Raw genomic sequence first — 21,861 nt, 5'->3', positions numbered from 1 at the left:
TTTACGGAGCGTTCAAGCCCGCTTGCTCCCTGTGGACGACCATGAAGCGCATGAGCACCCCCCAACTCCTGATGATCGAAGACGACGCCCGCCTGGCGCAGATGGTGGGCGAGTACCTGACCCAGTCGGGCTTCGCCTTCAACCATGCCGGTGACGGCGCCAGCGGCCTCGAGCAGCTGCAGCAGCACGCCCCCGACCTCGTGATCCTCGACCTGATGCTGCCCGACACCGACGGCCTGGAAGTCTGTCGCCGCATCCGCGCCCTGCCCGGCCCCATCTCCAAGGTCTCGGTGCTGATGCTGACGGCCAAGGGCGACCCGATGGACCGCATCATCGGCCTGGAGATCGGTGCCGACGACTACCTGCCCAAGCCCTTCGAGCCCCGCGAGCTGCTCGCGCGCATCCGCGCCGTGTTGCGCCGGCGCAGCGAGAACGCCACCGAGAGCGAAGCCTCCACCGTGATGCGCTTCGGCACGCTGGAGATCGACCGCAACGCGCGCACCGTGTCGGTGGCCGGCGCGCTGGCCGACCTCACCTCCTACCAGTTCGACCTGCTGGTCGCGATGGCCGAGCGCGCAGGCCGCGTGCTCACGCGCGACCAGATCATGGAAGCCGTGCGCGGCCGCGAGCTCGAAGCCTTCGACCGCTCGATCGACGTGCACATGGGCCGCATCCGCGCCGCGATAGAAGTCGACGCCAAGAACCCCAAACGCATCCTCACCGTGCGCGGCGTTGGCTACGTCTTTGCCAAGCAACAAGACTGACGCTTGATGCTGCGCAAGCTGTACTCCCGCCATCTCTACGTCCGCATCTGGCTTGCGGTGGTGGGCGGCGTGGTCATCCTCACGCTGATGGCCAACTGGATCGTGCGCGAGGCCGCCGAGGCCGAGCGCGAGCGCCTGGCGCCAGTGCCGCGCGAGGTGGTCGTACTCGACGCGCAGGACAAGAAGATCGGCGCTGGCACCGCACTGCGCGTGCCGGGCCAGGGCCTGGAGTTCGACGTGACGCTGAGCGACGGCAAGGCCATCACGCTGCGCGTGGCGCCACGGGAGCGCCCCACCGGCACCGGCGGCTTCGCGCCGTGGCGCACGCCCTTCGGGCTGGGCTGGATGATCGCGCTGGTGGGCGTGGCGGTGGCGCTGGGCGTGTACCCGATCGTGCGGCGCATCACCCAGCGGCTTGAGTCGTTGCAGCGCGGCGTCCAGCGATGGGGCGAGGGGGATCTCTCGGTGCGTGTGACCGAAGAAGGGCAAGACGAAGTGACTGATCTCTCCAAACGATTCAACGCGTCGGCCGAGCGCATCGAACAGCTGGTGCGCTCGCACAAGTCGCTGCTGGCCAATGCATCGCACGAACTGCGCTCGCCGCTCACGCGCATCCGCATGAGCCTCGAACTGATGGGCGACCAGCCGAGCCCCAAGTCGCGCGAGGAAATCTCGCGCAACATCGGCGAGCTCGACCAGTTGATCGACGAGATCCTGCTGGCCAGTCGTCTGGACGCCAGCGAGGCCGACATGGGCACCGTCGAGGCCGTCGACCTGACCGGCCTGGCCGCCGAGGAATGCGCTCAGGTGAATGCCGAGCTCGACCTGGCCGAGGGCACCGACAACGCGACGCTCACCGTGCCCGGCGTGTCGCGCCTCTTGCGCCGCGCGATCCGCAATCTGCTGGAAAACGCCCGCCGCTACGGTGCCGGCGAGATCAGCGTGGAACTGGGCAGCGCCAACGGCTTTGCCACGGTGCGCGTGAACGACCGCGGCCCCGGCGTGCCGCCTGCGCTGCGCGAACGCATCTTCGAGCCCTTCTATCGGCTGCCCGGCGCGAGCGAACGCAACGGCGGCGTGGGCCTCGGGCTGGCGCTGGTCAAGTCGATCGCCGAGCGACACGGCGGCACGGTGCGCTGCGAAGACGCGCCAGAGGGTGGCGCGAGCTTCGTGATCCGCCTGCCGGTCGCAGTACACGCCCACTGAACGCGCCGCGGCGGCGCTCCGCGCAAAGTCAGGTCGGGGGCATTGGCCCCACCTAAAATCCCGCCCCTATGCAGAGATCGCACATCGTTCGGCCCGCGGCCATGTTCTGGGGGCTGGTGGTGTTCATGCCGGTCGGCGTCACCTACCTGTCGGCCATCCTCCTGTTGGTGACGATGCTCATCGCCGGCGGCTACAGCGAACGCTTCGCGCGCCTGCGCGCCAACCCGCTGTGGTGGCCGGTGGTGGCCTACCTGACCTGGACCCTCCTCGTGCTGGCCTTCGGGCCGCACTACCCCGAAACCCCTTCCAACCTGTTCCACGGCCTGCGGATAGGTCTCACGATCCTGATGGCGATGGCGCTCACGCGCGAGGAAGCGATCTGGGCGCTGCGCGGCTTCCTGCTGATCGCGGCGCTGAACATCCTGCTGATCGTGCTTCATTACGCCATCGGCTTTCCGGTCTGGTCGCCGCTGCGCGGGGTGGTCATGGAGGTGGGCAACAAGTCGATCAGCAACGCGCTGCTGTTCAGCGTGGTGGCCACCACGGCCGCCGTGTGGGGCATTGCACAGATCGCCGCGCACAGGCCGCTGCGCGCCATTCCGGCCTTCTTGCTGATGCTGGGGCTGGGCTTCGTGGTCGCGCTGCCGCTGACCTCGCGCACCTCGGTACTCGCACTGCTGCTGGTGGTTCCGGTGGTGTGCATCCATCAGTGGCGCAACCATCTGAAGATGCTGGTGAGTGCGCTGGTGCTGGGAGCGGTCGTGATCGGGGCCGCGCTCTACCAGTTGCCGCAGCTTCAGCACAAAGTCGAGACGGGCGTTCAGGAAATCGAGGAGGCGCAAACCGGCGCGGTCTTCCACGGAAGCTGGGTCATCCGGTACTACATGTACCGCGACACCGGCCTCATGATCGCCGACCGGCCGCTCACCGGCTGGGGCATCGGCGGCTGGACCAGCCAGTGGCACAAGCGCGGCCCGGCCCTGTTCGCGGACTCGAACATGCCGCACAACGACTTTCTCTGGGTGGGCGCGCAGGGCGGATTGCCCGCGCTGCTGAGCCTGCTGGTCATCATGGTGGCGGCGGTATGGCAGGCGTGGAGGCGTCCCGACATTGCCGGCCGCTTTGCGTTGGCCGCAACGCTGATCGCGCTGATCGCATCGAGCGTGAACTCGGCCATGCGCGATGCGCAGATCGGACTTGCGCTGCTCTGGATCGCGATGGTGTACCTGAGGCTCGCGCAAGAAAAGAACGACCCCGCGCCGTGGCGCGACCTGTGGCCTTGGCCCAAGAAGCCGGCTCTCGCCGCGCAAGCCTGAAAGACATCGCATGCGCTTTCCTCGCCTGTGGCTCTGGCAGGGCCTGATCGCCGCGTCACTTGCCTGGACCCTCGGCGGTGCACAGGCTGCCTCGCTGAACGTGCAGACGCTCACGCGGCAGGCTGGCAAAACCGCCGACCAGAAGTTTCCCTTCGTCCAGTCGGAGGACGCCCGAGTCGCAACGCGCATCAACCAGTGGCTCTTCCTGGAGACCTTCGAGATCCCGGCGCCCGTGCGTGCAGCCGACGGTCTGCGCGGGATGGGCGGGCAGCAATGGCAAAACATGCCGGAGCTCGGCTACACGGTGCTGCGCAACGACGCGCGCTTGCTGTCGCTGCGTATCGAGGGCGAGGGTTGCGGCGCCTACTGCGAGCCCTTCACATACGCCCATGCCTTCGATGCGATCACAGGCCGCCACCTCGAGGCCCAGGACCTGTTCACGCCGCAGGGACTGCAAGCGCTCGCCGGCAAGATCGACGCGAACAATGCCGCGACCCTTCGAAAGGAAATTGCGTCGCTGCAAAAAGCGAAGAAGGCACCGCAATCCAGGGATGGCAGATCGGCCAATGACTACGACGCCACGATCGACCTGTATGAGGACTGCCTGTCCCGCAGGGACGCCGAGTACCGGAAGATCGAAGGCGTGGGCCGGATGGAGATCGAAACCGGCGCCGTGCTGTTCGCACAGGGCCGCTGCAGCAACCACGCCATGCGCGCACTCGACGACATCGGCAGTTTCAGCACGCGCTTGCCAGCTTCGCAACTCAAGCCCTGGCTGACAGGCTACGGCCGCACGCTGCTGCTCGGCGAGGGCAACGCCCCGGCGCCCACCTCGCCGTTCGGCCAGGTGCTGCGCGGCAGCATCGACGGGCGGCTGCCGATCACGCTGCGGTTGCCGCTGACCGGTGGCGGCGATGGACAGGTGAACGCGGTGTACTTCTACGACCGCTATCGCAAGCCCATCTCCGTGTCCGGTCAATACCGGAACGGCGTGCTGGAGCTGGAGGAGTCCGAATCCAAGGCGCGACTGCGGCTCAAGCCGGAAGGCACCACGCTGCGCGGCGAATGGCGCAGCGACCAGAAGACACTCCCTGTGGTCCTCGCGCCCTGACTCAGCTGTTCTTGTTGCGCCGGGCTTCAGCCGCCGCGTGCTGCTTGCCGGCAAAGCCAACGAAGAACCAGATCACCAGCGCGTGCAGCACGCCGACGAACAGCAGCACCAGCATCGTCGTCCCGAGCGCAAGGACCGGCGCGCCGGAAAAAAGGCCGGCCGCCGCCGTCACCGCAGCCTGCATGGCCATGTCGATGACCAGCATGCCCACGATGGCGCGCTTTTTTTCGTCGGGGGTGAAGTAGCGGCCATTCTTCTTGGCGAAGTCCATGCACACCCACGTCACCGCGGCGAGCAAGGCGGCCACGTTGCCACTGGTGTGGGAACTGGCACCCGCCAGGTTCAGCACCACGGCGACGACCACCAGCAGGACCAGGTAGGCCGCTGCAAAGCGGCACAGGAGGCCCCGCAGCGTCACGTCAGTGGCGCGCCGAGACGGTTTCGCCGGCCTTCAGCCGGTACACCGTGCCGCAGTACGGGCACTTGGCTTCACCGGTGCGCGCCACGTCGAGGTAGACCTTGGGATGGTTGTCCCAGAGCTGCATATCCGCCTTGGGGCTGGGGCAGAACACGCCGCCCTGGTGGTTGAGCTCCTTGGCCAGGAGTTCGATGACTGCATTGGTAGACATGTGTTTTCTCAGACTTTCGTGAGCCAGTGGGCGTACTTGGGATTCTTGCCGTTCACGATGTCGAAGAAGGCAGACTGGATTTTCTCGGTGATCGGGCCACGCGAGCCGCCGTCGCCACGGTTGCCGATCTCGATGCGGTCGAGTTCGCGGATGGGCGTCACTTCGGCGGCCGTGCCGGTGAAGAAGGCTTCGTCGGAGATGTAGACCTCGTCGCGCGTGATGCGCTTCTGCACGAGCTCGATGCCGAGGTCCTTGCAGATGTGCAGGATCGTGTTGCGGGTGATGCCGTTCAGGGCGCCGGCCGACAGGTCGGGCGTGTAGACCACGCCGCCCTTGACCACGAAGATGTTCTCGCCCGCGCCTTCCGACACGAAACCGCTCGCGTCAAGCAGCAGCGCTTCGTCGTAGCCGTCGTCCAGCGCTTCCATGTTCGCCAGGATCGAGTTCGTGTAGTTGCTCACCGACTTGGCCTGCGTCATCGTGATGTTGACGTGGTGGCGGGTGTAGCTCGATGTCTTCACGCGGATGCCGCGGCGCATGCCTTCTTCGCCGAGGTAGGCACCCCAGGACCAGGCCGCGACCATGGCGTGGATCTTGTTGCCCTTGGGGCTCACGCCGAGCTTTTCGGAGCCGATCCAGATGAGGGGGCGCAGGTAGCAGCTCTCGAGTTTGTTCTCGCGAACCACCTGCTTTTGCGCTTCGTTGAGCTGTTCGTGCGAGAAGGGAATCTTCATGCGCAGGATCTTGGCGCTGTTGAACAGGCGCTCGGTGTGCTCGGCCAGGCGGAAGATGGCCGTGCTGCCGTCCGCCGTCTTGTAGGCGCGCACGCCCTCGAAGGCGCCGCAGCCGTAGTGCAGCGTGTGGCTCAGCACGTGGATCTTGGCGTCGCGCCAGTCCACGAGTTCGCCGTCCATCCAGATCTTGCCGTCACGGTCGTCCAGCGAGGGGGGGATCGAGCTCATTTCCTGATTCCTTTGGGAGCGGTGTGGGGGTGCGACAGAGGGGGCAGTCGCAAAAGCTTTCGATTTTACGGCGGCGCCCGGAACGGGGTGCCCGACAATGGCCGGTTGTGCAAACCAGTGGAAAAAGGGTTTCCGTGTCCGTATTCAAGAACGTCATCGTCTATCGCATCGAACCTGCCTGGTCCCAATCACTGGCCGAGGCAGAAGAGGGGCTGGGCAAGCACCGCTTCGAGCCCTGCGGCCCCTCGCAGGAAAAGTCCGCCGGCTGGGCCGAGCCCCGCGGCGAAGCCGGCGGCCCGCTGGTCGAATCCATCGACGGCCAGTGGCTCGTCGAATACATGATCGAGAGCAAGCAGGTCCCCGGCTCCGTGGTGCGCCGCAAGCTCGACGAGCGCTGCGCGCAGATCGAGGCCACCACCGGCCGCAAGCCCGGCAAGAAGGAAAAGAAGGAGCTCAAGGAAGACATCACCCTGGAGCTGCTGCCGATGGCCTTCACCCGCAGCGCGCGCGTGGCGGTGTGGATCGACAAGGCCGAGAACCGCCTCGTGATCAACAGCGGCAACGCCTCGCGCGCCGACGAAGTGGTCACCAGCCTGGTGAAGTCGCTCGACGGCTTTGCGGTGGCCCTCATCAACACGCAGATCGAGCCAGCCGCCGCCATGGCCAACTGGCTGCTGACGCAGGAGCCGCCGGCCGGCTTCACCATCGACCGCGAGTGCGAGCTCAAGGCCTCGGACGATTCGAAGGCCGTGGTGCGCTACGCCAAGCACCCGCTGGACATCGAGGAAGTGCAAAAGCACATCACCGACGGCAAGCGCCCCACGCGTCTGGCGCTCACCTGGGACGACCGCGTGTCGTTCGAGCTCACGCACGGCATGCTGATCCGCAAGATCGTGTTCCTCGAAGGCACGGGCGACGGCGCGGCCGGCGGCAAGAAGGAAGACAACTACGACGCCGACGTGGCGATCGCCACCGGCGAGCTCGGCCAGCTCGTGCCGGCGCTGCTCGACGCATTGGGCGGCGAAGCGGCGTTCGGTGCTGCGTCAGCGGACGAAGCACCGAAGCCCGCCGCGAAAACGGCGGCACCCACCACCACGACCCCGGCCGATACCGCCGAGGAAGAGGAAGACGCGCCGTTCTGATCGAAGGCGTTCAGGCGACCAGATAGGTCTGCGCGAGCCGCACCCAGCAGGCCGCACCCAGCGGCAGCACCTGGTCGTTGAAGTCGTAGCCGGGGTTGTGCACCATGCAGCCGCCGAACTGGCCCTCCCCGTTGCCGAGCAGCAGATAGCAGCCCGGCAACTCGGCGAGCATCCAGGCGAAGTCCTCGCTGCCCGCAAAACCCTTCGGGGCCTCGGTGACGACGTGTTCCGCGCCGACGAGTTCGGCGCAGACCTGCGCCATCAGCCGGCACTCGGCCGCGGTGTTGACCACCGGCGGCACGAGCTGGCGGTAGTTGATCTCGGCCTCCACGCCATGGGCCTGCGCCGTGAGGCTCACGATCTCGCGGATGCGCTGCTCGACCACCGCACGCGTTTCGGGCCGTGCCGCCCGCACATTGAGGCCGAGCGCCACCGATTGCGGAATCACGTTGTGCGTGGCGCCGCCGCGGATGAAGCCGACCGACACGACGGCCGTGTCGCCCGGCGTCACGTTGCGCGCCACCACGGTCTGCAAGGCCGTCACCACGGCGGCCGCCGCCGGCACCGGATCGCGCGAGAGGTGCGGCATGGCGCCATGCCCGCCCACGCCCTTGATCGTGACGTCCGCCACGTCCGAAGACAGCGTGACCGGCCCCTCGATCACGAGGAAGCTGCCGACCGGCACGCCCGGCGCGTTGTGCAGCGCGTAGACCGCATCGCAGGGAAAACGCTCGAACAGGCCGTCCTGGATCATCGCGCGCGCGCCGCAGAGATTCTCTTCGTCGGGCTGGAAGATCAGGTTCAGCGTGCCATCGAAATCGCGGCGCTTCGCCAGCGCCTTGGCGGCCGCGAGCAGGATGGCGGTGTGGCCGTCGTGGCCGCAGGCATGCATGCGGCCGTGGGTCTTGCTCGCATATGGCAGGCCCGTGGCCTCGACGATGGGCAGCGCGTCCATGTCGGCGCGGATGCCCAGCCGGCGCGTGCCGTTGCCGACCTTGAGCTGCGCCACGATGCCGGTCCTGCCGATGCCCGTGTGCACCTCGTAGCCCCATTCGCGCAGCAGGTTGGCGACGAGCTCGCCGGTGGCGCCCACCTCGAAGCCGAGCTCGGGGTTGGCGTGAATCTGGCGGCGGATGTCGACGAACGCCTGGGTGTCGACGTCGGCCTGAGGCAGCAATCGGGACAAAAGCCGGGTGGTCTGGAGACTGAGTTCGCGGGTCATGGATGTGGTGGTCTGTTGTTCTTGGATGCAGGGGAAGAATTTCAGTCGACCCGGCGTGCGTTCAGGCCCATGACCGCACAGATGCTCAACACGCCACAGGCCATCATGTAGAAGGCCGGCGACATCGGGTTGCCGGTCGTGGCGAGCAGCCAGGTCACGATGAATTGCGAGGAGCCGCCGAACACCGTCACGCCGACGCTGTAGATCACCGAGATGCCGCTGGCGCGCACGCCGATCGGCAGCATCTCAAGCAGCATCAGGAACAGCGGCGTGGTGCCAAGGTTCACGATCGCCGTCAGCAGCACCGACAGGCACAGCACCAGCGGCACGCTCGGGTGGTGGTTGATGAGCCAGAACGCCGGGTACACGGCCAGCACGCCGATCACCAGCGAGCCGATCACCAGGGGCTTGCGGTTCGGCAGCCTGTCGGCCAGGCGCCCGGCCACGAGCGCCACCGCGAACATCGTGATGCCGGTGGCGCAGCCCGACAACAGCGAGAGCGACGGCGGCATGTGCAGCACGCGGATCATGTAGGTCGGCATGAAGAACACGACCAGGTACATGGCGGCCGTGCCCGCCGTGATGGACAAGATGCCCTTGAGCACCGTGCCTGCGTGCTCGCGCAGCAGCCGGCCCATGGGGCTGGATTCGTGGCTGCGGGCCTGGTGCGTTTCCTCGAGGTGGGCGCGGATGTAGAAGCCGACCGGCGCGATCAGCAGGCCGAACAGGAAAGGCAGGCGCCAGCCCCAGCTCTCGAGCGAGGCCTGCGGCAGCGCCGCGTACAGCGCCGCACCGGTGAGCGCGCCCAGCACCGCCGCCACGCCCTGGCTCGCGAGCTGCCAGCTCACGCGAAAGCCGCGGCCCCGGATGCCGCCCGATTCCATCAGCATCGAGGTGGCGGCGCCCACCTCACCGCCGAGCGAAAAGCCTTGCAGCAAACGCCCGGCCAGGATCATCAGCGAGCCGAACACGCCAGCCGACGCGTAAGTGGGCGCGAGCGCGATGCACAGCGTGCCGGCCACCATGAGGCCGATGGTGAGCGTCAACGCGGCCTTGCGCCCCTTGCGGTCGGCGTAGTTGCCGATGATCACGCCGCCCAGCGGCCGCATCACGAAGCCGATGCCGAAAGTGGCCACGGCCAGCAGCAGCGAGCCGTACGGACTGTCCGACGGGAAGAACAGCTTGCCGATCAGGAGCGCGAAGAAGCTGTAGACAGTGAAGTCGTACATCTCGAGCGCATTGCCCAGCGAGCAGGCGGCGATCAGGCGGAACTGGCTTTGCTTGCCCTTGGCTTGCACGGCATCCGTGCCATTTGCAGCATCTGCGGCGTGGGAAGAAGACGGCCAGGCGGCGGCCGGAGGGGCGCGGCGCATCTGGCTTGCGGGCAAAGCGGCTTCACTCATCGAATCGACTCCACGAACAGGATTTGCGGCGGAGTATTCAGGCAAAGCGCGCCAGCGCAGAATCACATATTTTCATGCTGATAACCAAATGGAATCCCCCAAGGGGTTCCCCGGGGATCACGGAGGCACCATGAAGCTGCAACAACTGCGCGTTCTGCTGGCGGTCGCCCAGAACGGAAGCATCCATGAGGCGGCACGCAGCCTGCACATCACACAGCCGGCGCTGTCCAAGACGATTGCCGAACTGGAGCGCGAACTGGGCGTGACGCTGATGCTGCGCACCACGCGCGGCGTGAATCTCACGGCCTATGGCACGGCGCTGGTCAAGCGCGCCAGCCTGGTCGAGCAGGAGCTGCGGCATGCGCTCGAAGACATCGAGGCGATTCGCGGACACGACGAGGCGCAACTCAACATCGGCTTTACCGCCGTGGCCTCGGGCGGGCCGCTGCCCAATACGATGGCGTCGTTCAGGCAGCGCTTTCCCAACGTGGCGCTGCGCGCCTACGAGCAACGGCCGCAGCAGCTCTTCGAAGGGCTGCGCGAAGGCCGGCTCGACCTGGCACTGGTCTCGACCTGCAACGGCCCGGGCACCAACGTCTTTCAGTGGGAGCCGTTGTTCTCGCTGTCGATGCACGTGGCGGTGCGCACCGGCCATCCGTTGCGGCGGGTGCGCAAGCTGCGCACGTTGCTGGAGGCCGACTGGCTGGTGCTGGACCCCGTCGACGAGCCCGGCAGCCCGCTGGTGTCCACGATGCGCGTGAACGGGCTGGAGATGCCCAAGCGCATGGTGCAGAGCGCGTCGAACCTGCTCGGCCTGCAATTGGCCACGCAGACCGACCTGATCAGCATGTGGTCGGACACCGTGTTCCACGACGCGGGGGCGGTGCGAATGCAGCCCGGCCTGCTGGAACGCCTGCCGATCACCGACGAGGTGCCGGACTTCGATGTCTACCTGGTCTATCGCTCGGCCGACCTGATGACCCACATATGCGCCGAATTCGCCAAGGAAGTGCGCCACCACGCGAAGGTGAATCCGCTGTGGCGCCGGCCGCGCCGCAGGGCCGCTGCGGCCTAGGGCCTGTTCACACTATTTCAGGGGAAACCTCGGGCCGCGTCATTTCCCAACTCTGCAGCTTGCCGCCGTTGAACACCGCATCGACGTACGAGCCACCCGTATCGGTCCAGCGGTAGAGCTCGGGCTGCGTGTCCGCGGGGGAGCGCAACTCGCCGAGTGCGCGGGTCATGGCGATGACGTGCATCAGGGTCACGCCCTGCTTGAGCTTGGCGTTGAGCATCACCGCGCTCGCGACATAGCCCACCGGCCGGTCGGCGGCCCGCTTGAGCACCTGCATCGCGCGGTTGAAGTGCAGCAGCAGGAACATCACGATGACCCCGCCGGTCAATGCGACGCCGGCCCAGCCGTAGCTGCGCCACGCCAGGGCGAGAAGGACGATGCCGCCCACGGGCACCAGCAATTTCTGGAAATTCATGGCGCGCATTGTCGCCGCCTGGCTGCTCGCGGCCTGACCACGGGGTTCCCGGTCATGCGGCCGGCGCGTTTGCCGACGGGTCGCGAAGTCGGCGACTCGATCGATACCCGCTCGGCTTCCGGTAGCGCGCGCTGATACCAACGCAGTGCAAGTTCACCGCAGCGACGGGGCAAGGCACGGGTTTCATTCGAAAGTTCGCATATCGGTCGGGGGGCGATTTTGCTGTATCGACCGTGGCTACCACCGGGGGCAAAAAACGGTACTCGCCTCGAAATGCACATGCCATGGTGGCGTCAGGCGGCACATTTCATCCCACGGATCGACAAAGAACAGTTTTCAGGGAGAGGCGATCCAGGTTGTGGATTCGCGAAAAGCCGGTGTGGCGAACGCCAACGGCCATCGCGGCGGCAACCCGGATCGCCAGACATCGATGAACGCGGCCACGCCAGACAGCGGACCGGCGTTCACGAACACATCGGGGGATAGGGAGGGTGGCCCGGCGCGTCAAAGACGCGCCGGGCATTTTTTTGCCCGCGGGATCAATCGATCAGTCAATCGAGGCGGCGAACGATATCCATTGCTTCTTCGATGCGTTCGACGGCGTGGATCGTCAACCCTTCGATCTCCTTGGTGCCTTTGCGCGGCGCGTTCGCCTTGGGCACCACCGCGATGCTGAAGCCCAGCTTGGCGGCTTCGCGCAGGCGCTCCTGACCGCGTGGCGCGGGGCGCACCTCGCCGGCCAAGCCCACTTCGCCGAACGCAATGAACCCCTTGGGCAGCGGCCTCCCGCGCAGGCTCGAGGTGATGGCCAGCATCACGGCCAGGTCGGCCGCGGGTTCGCTGATGCGCACACCGCCCACCGCGTTCACGAACACGTCCTGGTCCATGCAGGCCACGCCCGCGTGGCGGTGCAGCACCGCGAGCAACATCGCGAGGCGGTCGCGGTCCAGGCCCACCGAGAGGCGCCGCGGACTCGGCCCGCCGTTGTCGACCAGCGCCTGGATCTCCACCAGCATCGGCCGTGTGCCCTCGAGCGTGACCAGCACCACGCTGCCGGGCACCGGCTCGGCGTGCTGGCTCAGGAAGATCGCGCTCGGGTTGGCCACGCCCTTGAGGCCCCGCTCGGTCATCGCGAACACGCCGATCTCGTTGACCGCACCGAAGCGGTTCTTGATGGCGCGCACGAGGCGAAAGCTCGAATGCGTGTCGCCCTCGAAATACAGCACCGTGTCGACCATGTGTTCGAGCACACGCGGACCGGCGAGCGCGCCCTCTTTGGTGACGTGGCCCACCAGCACCACGGCCGTGCCGCTGGTCTTGGCAAAGCGCGTGAGATGCGCCGCGCATTCGCGCACCTGCGCCACCGAGCCGGGGGCCGAGGTGAGCTGGTCTGAATACACCGTTTGAATGGAGTCGATCACTGCGATCGCGGGCCGCGTGGCGTCGAGCGTGGCGATGATCTTCTCGAGCTGGATCTCGGCGAGCACCTGCACCTGCGAGTGATCGAGCCCGAGCCGGCGCGAGCGCAGCGCCACCTGCGCGCCGCTCTCTTCGCCCGTCACATAGAGCGCGTTCTGCCCTGCGCGCTGGAGCGCATCGACCGCCTGCAGCAGCAGCGTCGATTTACCGATGCCCGGGTCACCGCCGATCAGCGTGACGCCGCCCGACACGATGCCGCCGCCCAGCACGCGGTCGAGTTCGTCGATGCCGGTGGGCGTGCGCGCGATGTCGGTCGCCTCGATCTCCGAGAGCGTGGCCAATTCGGAGACCCCTGCCAGCGGCGAGAACTGCGTGCCGAAGCGGTTGTTGGCCGGTGCGTTGCTGCCCGCCACCTGTTCGATCAATGTGTTCCAGGCGCCGCAGCTCGGGCATTTGCCGAGCCACTTGGGGCTGGTGCCGCCGCATTCGCTGCAGACGAAAAGAGATTTGTCCTTGGCCATCCGTCGAGTTTAGGTGTCCGCACAAACCCTGATGACCGGCGGCTTGGAAAGAAATCGCCAATCATTTAACATGTTAACTAATTTGATGAGGCACCGCTCTTGAGCACCACGTTCACCCACCGCAATTTGCCGCGCCTGCTGCTGCAGGCCCGCGAAGCCGTGATGGCCCACACGCGGCCGAGCCTGCGCGAGCACGCGCTGTCCGACCAGCAATGGCGCGTGCTGCGCGTGCTCGGCGAGCACGGCGCGGTCGACACTGGCCGCGTCGCGCGCGAGGCCTTCATCCTCGGGCCCAGCCTCACCGGCGTGCTCGCGCGCATGGAGCGCGACAACCTCATCACCCGCGCCCGCGACCCCGCCGACCAGCGCCGCACCGTGGTCGAGGCCACGCCGCACGGCATGAAGCTGGTCAAGCGACTGGGCACCAGCATCGAGGCCCACTACGACTGGATGGAGAAGTCGCTCGGCAAGGCCAAGCTCACGCAGCTCTATGGGCTGCTGGACGAACTGATCGCACTGGAGCAGCCCTCATGAGCACCGCTTCGCATTTCCTTCCGACCGGCACCGTGTACGGCACGCTGCTGAACTTCCGCGCCGAGGTCGCGGCACTCGCGCCGCAGATGACCGAGCCACCCTACAAGGCGCCGCCGAAAGCGCCCGTTCTCTACGTGAAGACCGCCAACACCTGGAGTCCGCACGGCAGCGCCATCACCGTGCCCGCATCGGTTCCCGAAGTGGAGATCGGCGCGAGCATCGGCATGGTGATCGGCGCCGAGGGTGATGTCGAAGGCTTCGTGCTGATGAACGACCTGTCGATTCCGCACGCGAGCTTCTTCCGCCCGCCGGTGAAGTTCAAGTGCCTTGACGGCTTCCTCGGCATCGGCCCCACGCTGCGCGATGCGCAGGAGGTGGCCGACCCCGCGAACTTCCGCGTCGAGGTGCGCATCAACGGCGAACTGAAGCAGTCGATCGATTTCTCACAGCTCGTGCGCCCGGCGCAGCAGCTGCTCGCCGACGTCGGCGACTTCATGACGCTCGCGCACGGCGACGTGCTGATGCTCGGCTGCGACGCAGGTCGACCGCTGGCACGCGCGGGCGACCGCATCGAGATCTCGGCGAACGGTTTCGAGACACTGGCCAACACGCTGGTGCAGGAGACCGCCACATGAAGCACGCACGCGTCATTCACGAAGGCCGCGAGCACACCGGCACCGCGCACGAATTCAACGGCCAGCCGGACGCCGCCGTGCGGCTCGAAGACGGCCGCGTCGTGCCGCAAGAACAACTCATCTGGCTGCCACCGCTCGCGCCCACCACACGCCCGCGCACCATCCTCGCTCTGGGTCTCAACTACGCAGACCACGCGAAGGAACTCGAATTCAAGGCGCCTGAAGAACCGCTGGTGTTCATCAAGGGCCAGAGCACGCTGATCGGCCACCGCCAGCGCACGCGCCGCCCGGCCGGCGTGCAGTTCATGCACTACGAATGCGAGCTCGCCATCGTCATCGGCAAGACCGCTCGCCATGTGAAGCGCGACGACGCCTACGACTTCATCGGCGGCTACACGGTCGCCAACGACTACGCGATCCGCGACTACCTGGAGAACTGGTACCGCCCGAACCTGCGCGTGAAGAACCGCGACACCTGCACGCCGCTGGGCCCCTGGTTCGTCGATGCGGCCGACGTTCCCGACCCGATGGCGCTCGCGCTGCGCACCACCGTCAACGGCACCGTCACGCAGCAGGGCAACACGCGCGACATGATCTTCGACGCGCCCTTCCTCATCGCGTACTTCAGCCGCTTCATGACGCTCTCGCCGGGCGACCTGATCCTCACGGGCACACCCGACGGCGTGGTCGATTGCAAGCCGGGCGACGTCGTCGTCACCGAGATCGAGCACATCGGCGCGCTGGTGAGCACGATCGACGCGGCCTGACATTTTTTCCTGTCCCACACACATACAACCAGCGGAGACAAACGCAATGAACGCCAGAAGGAAAACGCTCGCCCTCGTGGCACTCGCTGCCTCGATGCTCGCGCTCGATGCACCGGCGCAGACAGCGGCCTATCCCACCAAGCCCGTGCGCTGGGTGGTGGGCTACCCGGCCGGCGGCGGCACGGACTTTCTCGCACGCACCGTCGGCGCGCAGGTCTCACAGCAACTGGGCCAGCCGGTGCTGGTCGACAACAAGCCCGGCGCCGGCGCGATCATCGCGTCGGAGAACGTCGCGCGTTCACCCGGCGACGGCTACACCGTGTTCTCGGCCGACAACGGCGTACTGGTCTACAACCCTGCCCTCTACAAGAAGCTGCCCTACGACGCCGAGAAAGACTTCGCGCTCGTCGGCATGATGGGCCGCTCGCCGTTGGTCATCACCGCGGCACCGAATGCCGGCGTGGCCGATGCGAAGGCGCTCATCGCCGCGCTGAAAGCATCGCCCGGCAAGTTCAGCATCGCGACGCCGGGCACCGGCAGTCCGCACCACCTGGCGATGGAACTGTTCCAGCGCGAGGCCGGCGTGTCGATGCTGCACGTGCCCTACAAGGGCGGCGCGCCCGCTTTGCAGGACCTGATGGGCGGACAGGTGCCGCTGATGATGCTCGACCTGCCCAGTGGCGTGAGCGCCGTGAAAGCCGGCAAGGTCGTGCCGCTGCTCGCAATGTCGGCCGAGCGCATTCCGCAACTGCCCAACGTGCCCACCGCCAAGGAACTGGGTTACGCCAACGTCGAGGCCTACACCTGGCAAGGCCTGGTGACGCCCGCGGCCACGCCGAAGGAAGTGCAGGCCAAGCTCGGCACCGAACTGCAGAAAGCCATGGGCGATGCCGGCGTGAAGCAGAAACTCTATGACGCCGGCTGGGAAGCACGCCCCGCCGACGCCACCGAAATGACGCGCTACACCGACGCGGAGCGCAAGAAATGGCATGCCTTGATCAAGGCGCGCGACATCAAGCTCGACTGAAACGGACACACCCTCCATGCAACAGATCAACCACCTCATCGGCGGCAAGTCCGTCACCGGCACGGACTACTTCGAGACCGTCAACCCCGCCACGCAGGAGGTGCTGGCCGAAGTCGCCTCGGGCGGCGAAGCCGAGGTGAACGCGGCTGTCGCCGCCGCCAAGGAAGCCTTTCCGAAGTGGGCCGGCATGCCCGCGCCCGAGCGCGCGAAGCTCATCCGCAAGCTCGGCGACCTGATCGCTGCGAACGTGCCCGAGATCGCGCAGACCGAGACCAACGACTGCGGCCAGGTCATCGCACAAACAGGCAAGCAGCTGGTGCCGCGCGCGGCCGACAACTTCTACTACTTCGCCGAGATGTGCACGCGCGTGGACGGCCACACCTACCCCACGCCCACGCACCTGAACTACACGCTGTTCCACCCGGTGGGCGTGTGCGCGCTGATCAGCCCGTGGAACGTGCCCTTCATGACCGCCACCTGGAAGGTCGCGCCGTGCCTGGCCTTCGGCAACACCGCGGTGCTGAAGATGAGCGAGCTCTCGCCGCTCACGGCCGCGCGCCTGGGCGAACTGGCGCTCGAAGCCGGCATTCCGCCCGGCGTGCTGAACCTCGTGCACGGTTACGGCAAGGAAGCGGGTGAGCCGCTGGTCGCGCACCCCGACGTGCGCGCCATCTCGTTCACCGGTTCCACCGCCACCGGCAACCGCATCGTGAAGAGCGCGGGCCTCAAGAAGTTCAGCATGGAGCTGGGCGGCAAGAGCCCCTTCGTGATCTTCGAAGACGCAGACCTTGACCGCGCGCTCGATGCGGCCGTGTTCATGATCTTCAGCAACAACGGCGAGCGCTGTACGGCCGGCTCGCGCATCCTGGTGCAGCAGTCGATCTATGCGGACTTCGCCGCCAAGTTCGCCGAGCGTGCGAAGCGCATCACCGTGGGCGACCCGCTTGACGAGAAGACCATCGTCGGCCCGATGATTTCGCAGGCGCACCTGGCCAAGGTGCGCAGCTACATCGAACTGGGTCCGAAGGAAGGTGCGACGCTGCTGTGCGGCGGCCTCGATGCGCCGTCGAACCTGCCGGACCGCGTGAAGAAGGGCAACTACGTCTTGCCCACCGTCTTCGCCGACGTCGACAACCGCATGAAGATCGCGCAGGACGAAATCTTCGGCCCGGTCGCGTGCCTGATTCCGTTCAAGGACGAGGCCGATGCGATCCGCCTGGCCAACGACATCCAATACGGCCTCTCGAGCTACGTGTGGACCGAGAACATCGGCAAGGCCCACCGCGTGGCTGCCGCCGTCGAGGCCGGCATGTGCTTCGTCAACAGCCAGAACGTGCGCGACCTGCGCCAACCCTTCGGCGGCACCAAGGCCTCGGGCACCGGCCGCGAGGGCGGCACCTGGAGTTATGAAGTGTTCTGCGAGCCGAAGAACGTGGCGGTGTCGCTGGGCTCGCACCACATTCCGCACTGGGGCGCGGCGTGAACGCCAGCCGCCGCGCGCTGCTGCAGGTTGCCGCCGCACTTGGGGTGCTGCCGTCGTTGGCACATGCACGCGGCGACTGGCCCAACAAGCCGGTGCGCATCGTCGTGCCCTTCACGCCGGGCGGAACCACCGACTTCGTCGCGCGGCTCATGGCGGTCGAACTCGGCAAGACGCTCGATCAGGCCGTGATCGTCGAGAACAAGCCCGGCGCGGGCACGGTGATCGGCGTCGATTCGGTCGCCAAGTCGGCGCCCGATGGCTACAGCTTCGTCTGCGTGGCCAACAGCTTCACAGCCAACCAGACGCTGGTGCGCAAGCTCCCCTACGACACGCAGAAAGACCTGCGCCCGGTCGCGCTCATGGGCATGTCGGAGCACGTGCTCGCCACGCATCCGTCGAGCGGCTTGAAGACGCTGGCCGACCTGCGCAACCAGGCCAAGGCGAAGCCCGGCACGCTGAGCTTCGCCTCCTTCGGCAACGGCACCTCGGCGCACCTGTCGGGCGAAATGCTCAAGCTCCAGATGGGCCTGGACATCGTGCATGTGCCCTACAAAGGCCAGGGCCCCGCGCTCACCGACCTGCTCGGCGGGCAGGTGACGATGATGTTCGGCAACTGGCCCGAGTTCCGCGGCCACATCCAGAGCGGCAAGCTGGTCGCGCTGGGCATGGCGACGGCGCAGCGCTCGCAGTACGCGCCGGCCATACCCACACTGGCAGAACAGGGCGTGGCCATCGAGTCCAATTCGTGGAACGGCCTGCTGGCGCCCGCCGGCACGCCCGATGCCATCGTGCTGCGCATGAACGACGAGGTGAACCGCGCACTCGCGAGCCCTGCTGTGACGGATGCCTTCCGCAAGGGCGGCATCGCGTCGCTGTCGGGCACGCCCGAGCGCTTTGCGGCCTTCATCCAGAGCGAGATCGCGAAGTACGGCGACGTGATCCGCAAAGCCAACATCCAGATCGAGGGCTGAACGATGAGCCTCTATGCGATGCAGAAATTCCTCTTCGCGCTGAACCGCGAAGCCGAAGTGCAGCGCCGGTACGCGGAAGGCGGCGAGGTGCGCACCGCGCTGCTCGCCGACTACGACCTTGACGACGAAGAGCGCGAGGCCATCGCCACCGGTGACATCGGCAAGCTCTATGTGCTCGGCTGCAACGGCCAGCTGCTGATGCATTTCGCGCCGCTGCTCGGCATCGCATGGGCCGACTATCTCGAAGCGATGCGCGAGGGCGTGCGCAAGTACGGCCCGGTCCGCGCGGGCATCTACGCAATGACAACCGGAACAGACGAAAAGGTGGCGGGCGTATGAGTCTCGTATTCGCAGGCGTGTGCAGCCACGCCCCTGGCATCACCGGCCGCGCCCACCTGGCCGACCCGGCGGTGAAGGACGAGTTCCACGCGCAGTTCCATCGCTTCGGCGAGGCGATGCGCGCGACGAAGCCCGATGCGGTGATCGTCATCGCCGCCGAGCACTTCGCCAACTTCTTCATGAACAACATGCCGGCCTACGCCATCGGCATGGCCGACAGCTACGAGGGCCCCATCGAAGACCCGAAGTGGCTCGGCATCGAGAAGACGAAGGTGCCCGGCGACGCAGCGCTGTCGCAGCGCCTGATCCGCGAAGTGATGCAGACGGTGGACGTGGCCTACGCGGAAGAATGGAAATTCGACCACGGCATCATGGTGCCGCTGCACTTCCTCACGCCCGACTTCGACACCAAGGTCATCCCCGTGAACATCAACTGCCAGGGCCCGCCGCTCACGCCGCTGCACCGCGCATGGGCCTTCGGCGAAGCCTTGCGCCGCGCCTGCGACAAGGCGCCCGAGCGCATCGCGCTGGTGGGCACGGGCGGCATCTCGCACTGGCCGGCCACGCCCGATTCGGGCAAGGTGAATGCCGAGTGGGACGCCGAGTTCATGCGCCGCTGGTGCGCCAACGACCGCGAGGCGCTGCTCTCGCAAGACGATTACAACGACGAGGCCACCTACCGCGAAGCGGGCCAGGGCGGCTTCGAGATCCGCACCTTCCTCAGCGTGGCCGCGGCCGCGCGCGGCAAAGGCGAGATCCTTCACATGAAGGCCATCCCGATCTTCGCGGTGACCTGTACGGCCGCCACGATGTCGGTGGCATGAACGGAGAACGCACATGCCGCACCTGGTGATCCTGTACACGCCCAACATCGAAGCCGAGACCGACATGTCAGCCCTGTGCCGCACGCTCGCCGACACGATGCTGAAGCAGCATGACGAGGCGGACAAGCCCGTGTTCCCCATCGGCGGCACGCGCGTTCTGGCCTACCCCGCCGCGCACTACGCGGTGGCCGACGGCAAGGCGGACTACGCCTTCGTGTACCTCAACATCCGCATGGCCGCGGGCCGCTCCGAGGCGGTGAAGAAGAAGGCCGGCGACGAATTGCTCGCCGACGTGCGCGCGCATTTCGCACCGATCTTCGACCAGCGCCACATCGGCATCACGCTGCAGATCGACGAGAGCCCGGGTCAGGTGTACGACGGCAAGCACAGCAACCTGCACCCCCTGTTCAACAAGCCATAAGAAGAAGCGAACCATCATGCTGCCCCAAGCCACCATCGCCCAACTGGCTGCCGAGCTGCACGAGAGCGAGAAATCGCGCGTGCAGGTCGAGCATTTCTCCAAGCGTTTTCCAGAGATGACCGTCGAGGACGGCTACGCCATCTCGCGCGAATGGGTGAAGAAGAAGATCGCCGAAGGCCGCACGGTGAAAGGCCACAAGATCGGTCTCACCTCGCGCGCGATGCAGCAGTCCAGCCAGATCGACGAGCCCGACTACGGCACGCTGCTGGACGACATGTTCTTCGAGCAGGGCGGCGACATTCCCTTCGCGCGTTTCATCGCGCCGCGCATCGAGGTGGAGCTGGCCTTCATCCTCGGCAGGAAGCTGCAGGGCCCGAACGTCACGATCTTCGATGTGCTGGCCGCCACCGACTACGTGGTGCCCGCCATCGAGATCATCGATGCGCGCATCGAGCAGTTCGACCGCCACACCAAGGCCCCGCGCAAGGTGTTCGACACCATCTCCGACAACGCGGCCAACGCCGGCATCGTGATGGGCGGGCGGCCGGTGAAGCCCGATGCGGTCGACCTGCGCTGGGTGAGCGCGCTCCTTTACAAGAACGGCGTGATCGAGGAAACGGGCGTGGCCGCGGGCGTGCTCAACCATCCGGCCACCGGCGTCGCATGGCTCGCGAACAAGCTCGCGCCGTGGGACGAATGCCTCGAAGCTGGCGAAGTGGTGCTGAGCGGCTCGTTCACCCGCCCGACCACCGCGCTGCCGGGCGACACCTTCCACGTCGACTACGGCCCGCTCGGCGCCATTTCATTCCGCCTTGTCTGAAAGAAAGACGTTCATGCAAACCCCCATCAACACCTTCAAGCAAGCCATGCTGGCCGGCGAGCAAAAGATCGGCCTCTGGGTCGGCTTGGCCGACAGCTACGTCGCCGAGATCCTCGCGGGCTGCGGCTACGACTGGCTGCTGGTCGACGGCGAGCACGCGCCCAACGACGTGCGCTCGGTGCTCGGTCAGTTGCAGGGCATTTCGAGTGCATGGTCGGCGCAGCCCGAATCGGAGCGCTCGCATCCTGTCGTGCGCATTCCGACCGGCGACACCACGCTGATCAAGCAGTACCTGGACGTCGGCGCGCAGACGCTGCTGGTACCCATGGTCGATACCGCCGAGCAGGCCGCGCGCATGGTGCAGGGCATGCGCTATCCGCCCGAGGGCATCCGCGGCATGGGCAGTGCGCTCGCGCGCGCCTCGCGCTGGCAGGCCTACCCGCAGTACCTGCACGAAGCGAACGCGCAGACCTGCCTCCTGGTGCAGGCCGAGACGGTCGAGGCGATGAAGAACCTGGACGCCATCGCGGCCACGCCGGGCGTGGACGGCGTGTTCATCGGGCCGGCGGACCTGTCGGCCTCGATGGGCTTCGTGGGCCAGCCCAACCACCCCGAGGTGCAGGCGGTGATCGCCGATGCCATCGCGCGCATCCTGAAAGCCGGCAAGGCACCGGGCATTCTCTCGACCACCGAGGAGCAGGCGCGCAAGTGGCTCGCGGCCGGTGCGCTGTTCGTGGCTGTGGGGGTGGACACCATCGTGCTCACGGCCGCGGCCAAGCAGCTCGCGGCGAAATACAAGAACGCCGCAGGCGCCGCGACGCCCAACGGCTACTGAAGTCCTTTCACACCGGGAGT

At 66.8% G+C, this 21,861-nt stretch carries 24 protein-coding genes; 17 read left to right on the top strand and 7 right to left on the bottom strand.

All coding sequences use genetic code 11. The features are described 5' to 3' along the window. Positions 1–41 precede the first annotated feature (41 nt). From ACSFA7_RS16125 to ACSFA7_RS16110, 4 genes are all read left to right on the top strand, one after another. Positions 42–764 (top strand): response regulator transcription factor, encoded by a 723-nt coding sequence (locus ACSFA7_RS16125; protein WP_013538733.1) that lies wholly within the window; start codon positions 42–44, stop codon positions 762–764. A 6-nt stretch (positions 765–770) separates the two neighbouring features. Further along, positions 771–1,970 (top strand): ATP-binding protein, encoded by a 1,200-nt coding sequence (locus tag ACSFA7_RS16120; RefSeq protein ID WP_435500309.1) that lies wholly within the window; start codon positions 771–773, stop codon positions 1,968–1,970. Positions 1,971–2,038: 68 nt separating this feature from the next. Beyond that, entirely contained in the window at positions 2,039–3,286 is a 1,248-nt protein-coding gene (locus ACSFA7_RS16115) for an O-antigen ligase family protein (protein ID WP_435500308.1), read from the top strand. A gap of 100 nt (positions 3,287–3,386) precedes the next feature. Then, positions 3,387–4,397 (top strand): hypothetical protein, encoded by a 1,011-nt coding sequence (locus tag ACSFA7_RS16110; RefSeq protein WP_435500307.1) that lies wholly within the window; start codon positions 3,387–3,389, stop codon positions 4,395–4,397. Between the two features lies 1 nt (position 4,398). On the opposite strand, the gene ACSFA7_RS16105 is transcribed toward ACSFA7_RS16110, so the two are convergent. Genes ACSFA7_RS16105 through ACSFA7_RS16095 form a run of 3 tightly spaced genes read right to left on the bottom strand, consistent with a single transcriptional unit; the run spans position 4,399 to position 5,988 of the window. Next, the gene (locus tag ACSFA7_RS16105) at positions 4,399–4,815 is read right to left on the bottom strand and encodes an ABZJ_00895 family protein (protein ID WP_435500306.1); all 417 of its coding nucleotides are present in this window, start codon (positions 4,813–4,815) and stop codon (positions 4,399–4,401) included. 1 nt (position 4,816) lies between these two features. Then, positions 4,817–5,026, bottom strand: coding sequence for a zinc-finger domain-containing protein (locus ACSFA7_RS16100; RefSeq protein WP_435500305.1), 210 nt, complete (start codon positions 5,024–5,026; stop codon positions 4,817–4,819). An 8-nt stretch (positions 5,027–5,034) separates the two neighbouring features. Further along, positions 5,035–5,988: a branched-chain amino acid transaminase gene (locus ACSFA7_RS16095; RefSeq protein ID WP_435500304.1), complete on the bottom strand. Its 954-nt coding sequence runs from the start codon at positions 5,986–5,988 to the stop codon at positions 5,035–5,037. 134 nt (positions 5,989–6,122) lie between these two features. Between ACSFA7_RS16095 and ACSFA7_RS16090 the strand changes: the two genes are divergently transcribed. Next, positions 6,123–7,130, top strand: coding sequence for a recombination-associated protein RdgC (locus tag ACSFA7_RS16090; protein ID WP_435500303.1), 1,008 nt, complete (start codon positions 6,123–6,125; stop codon positions 7,128–7,130). Between the two features lie 10 nt (positions 7,131–7,140). Here ACSFA7_RS16090 and ACSFA7_RS16085 read toward each other — a convergent pair whose 3' ends face one another. Together ACSFA7_RS16085 and ACSFA7_RS16080 are read right to left on the bottom strand one after the other, a co-directional pair. Next, a complete protein-coding gene (locus ACSFA7_RS16085; protein WP_435500302.1) occupies positions 7,141–8,352 on the bottom strand; it encodes a M20 aminoacylase family protein in 1,212 nt (403 codons plus the stop codon). A 41-nt stretch (positions 8,353–8,393) separates the two neighbouring features. Then, on the bottom strand, positions 8,394–9,755 hold the full coding sequence (locus tag ACSFA7_RS16080; protein WP_435500301.1) for an MFS transporter: 1,362 nt from the start codon (positions 9,753–9,755) through the stop codon (positions 8,394–8,396). A gap of 130 nt (positions 9,756–9,885) precedes the next feature. On the opposite strand from ACSFA7_RS16080, the gene ACSFA7_RS16075 reads away from it, so the two are divergent. Then, entirely contained in the window at positions 9,886–10,830 is a 945-nt protein-coding gene (locus ACSFA7_RS16075) for a LysR family transcriptional regulator (RefSeq protein WP_435500300.1), read from the top strand. A 7-nt stretch (positions 10,831–10,837) separates the two neighbouring features. Here ACSFA7_RS16075 and ACSFA7_RS16070 read toward each other — a convergent pair whose 3' ends face one another. Beyond that, on the bottom strand, positions 10,838–11,254 hold the full coding sequence (locus ACSFA7_RS16070; protein WP_435500299.1) for a glycerate kinase: 417 nt from the start codon (positions 11,252–11,254) through the stop codon (positions 10,838–10,840). 542 nt (positions 11,255–11,796) lie between these two features. Beyond that, positions 11,797–13,185 (bottom strand): DNA repair protein RadA, encoded by a 1,389-nt coding sequence (gene radA, locus ACSFA7_RS16065; protein ID WP_435500298.1) that lies wholly within the window; start codon positions 13,183–13,185, stop codon positions 11,797–11,799. 99 nt (positions 13,186–13,284) lie between these two features. Between radA and hpaR the strand changes: the two genes are divergently transcribed. Genes hpaR through hpaI form a run of 11 tightly spaced genes read left to right on the top strand, consistent with a single transcriptional unit; the run spans position 13,285 to position 21,841 of the window. Then, positions 13,285–13,719 carry a homoprotocatechuate degradation operon regulator HpaR gene (hpaR, locus tag ACSFA7_RS16060; protein ID WP_013538719.1) on the top strand — a complete coding sequence of 145 codons (435 nt, stop codon included), beginning with the start codon at positions 13,285–13,287 and terminating at the stop codon, positions 13,717–13,719. Continuing rightward, a complete protein-coding gene (locus tag ACSFA7_RS16055; protein ID WP_435500297.1) occupies positions 13,716–14,354 on the top strand; it encodes a fumarylacetoacetate hydrolase family protein in 639 nt (212 codons plus the stop codon). Before hpaR ends, ACSFA7_RS16055 begins: the two co-directional genes overlap by 4 nt. After that, entirely contained in the window at positions 14,351–15,121 is a 771-nt protein-coding gene (locus tag ACSFA7_RS16050; protein ID WP_435500296.1) for a fumarylacetoacetate hydrolase family protein, read from the top strand. The genes ACSFA7_RS16055 and ACSFA7_RS16050 overlap by 4 nt, the downstream gene beginning before the upstream one ends. A gap of 46 nt (positions 15,122–15,167) precedes the next feature. Further along, the gene (locus tag ACSFA7_RS16045; protein ID WP_435500295.1) at positions 15,168–16,148 is read left to right on the top strand and encodes a Bug family tripartite tricarboxylate transporter substrate binding protein; all 981 of its coding nucleotides are present in this window, start codon (positions 15,168–15,170) and stop codon (positions 16,146–16,148) included. Positions 16,149–16,164: 16 nt separating this feature from the next. Beyond that, a complete protein-coding gene (hpaE, locus tag ACSFA7_RS16040) occupies positions 16,165–17,631 on the top strand; it encodes a 5-carboxymethyl-2-hydroxymuconate semialdehyde dehydrogenase (RefSeq protein ID WP_435500294.1) in 1,467 nt (488 codons plus the stop codon). Next, positions 17,628–18,602 (top strand): tripartite tricarboxylate transporter substrate binding protein, encoded by a 975-nt coding sequence (locus tag ACSFA7_RS16035; RefSeq protein ID WP_435500293.1) that lies wholly within the window; start codon positions 17,628–17,630, stop codon positions 18,600–18,602. Before hpaE ends, ACSFA7_RS16035 begins: the two co-directional genes overlap by 4 nt. Positions 18,603–18,605: 3 nt before the next feature. Further along, on the top strand, positions 18,606–18,941 hold the full coding sequence (locus ACSFA7_RS16030) for an aromatic ring-opening dioxygenase subunit LigA (RefSeq protein ID WP_435500292.1): 336 nt from the start codon (positions 18,606–18,608) through the stop codon (positions 18,939–18,941). Beyond that, positions 18,938–19,765, top strand: coding sequence for a DODA-type extradiol aromatic ring-opening family dioxygenase (locus ACSFA7_RS16025; RefSeq protein ID WP_435500291.1), 828 nt, complete (start codon positions 18,938–18,940; stop codon positions 19,763–19,765). The genes ACSFA7_RS16030 and ACSFA7_RS16025 overlap by 4 nt, the downstream gene beginning before the upstream one ends. Before the next feature lie 13 nt (positions 19,766–19,778). Next, positions 19,779–20,186 (top strand): 5-carboxymethyl-2-hydroxymuconate Delta-isomerase, encoded by a 408-nt coding sequence (locus ACSFA7_RS16020; RefSeq protein ID WP_435500290.1) that lies wholly within the window; start codon positions 19,779–19,781, stop codon positions 20,184–20,186. Positions 20,187–20,202: 16 nt separating this feature from the next. Further along, a complete protein-coding gene (gene hpaH / locus ACSFA7_RS16015) occupies positions 20,203–21,006 on the top strand; it encodes a 2-oxo-hept-4-ene-1,7-dioate hydratase (RefSeq protein WP_435500289.1) in 804 nt (267 codons plus the stop codon). A 13-nt stretch (positions 21,007–21,019) separates the two neighbouring features. Then, positions 21,020–21,841, top strand: coding sequence for a 4-hydroxy-2-oxoheptanedioate aldolase (gene hpaI, locus ACSFA7_RS16010; protein WP_435500288.1), 822 nt, complete (start codon positions 21,020–21,022; stop codon positions 21,839–21,841). Positions 21,842–21,861: the final 20 nt, after the last annotated feature.

Source organism: Variovorax trehalosi, from assembly GCF_051216415.1.
Classification (GTDB): domain Bacteria; phylum Pseudomonadota; class Gammaproteobacteria; order Burkholderiales; family Burkholderiaceae_C; genus Variovorax.
Note: the sequence above shows the minus strand (reverse complement) of the source record. Positions and strands in the feature narration are given on the sequence as shown.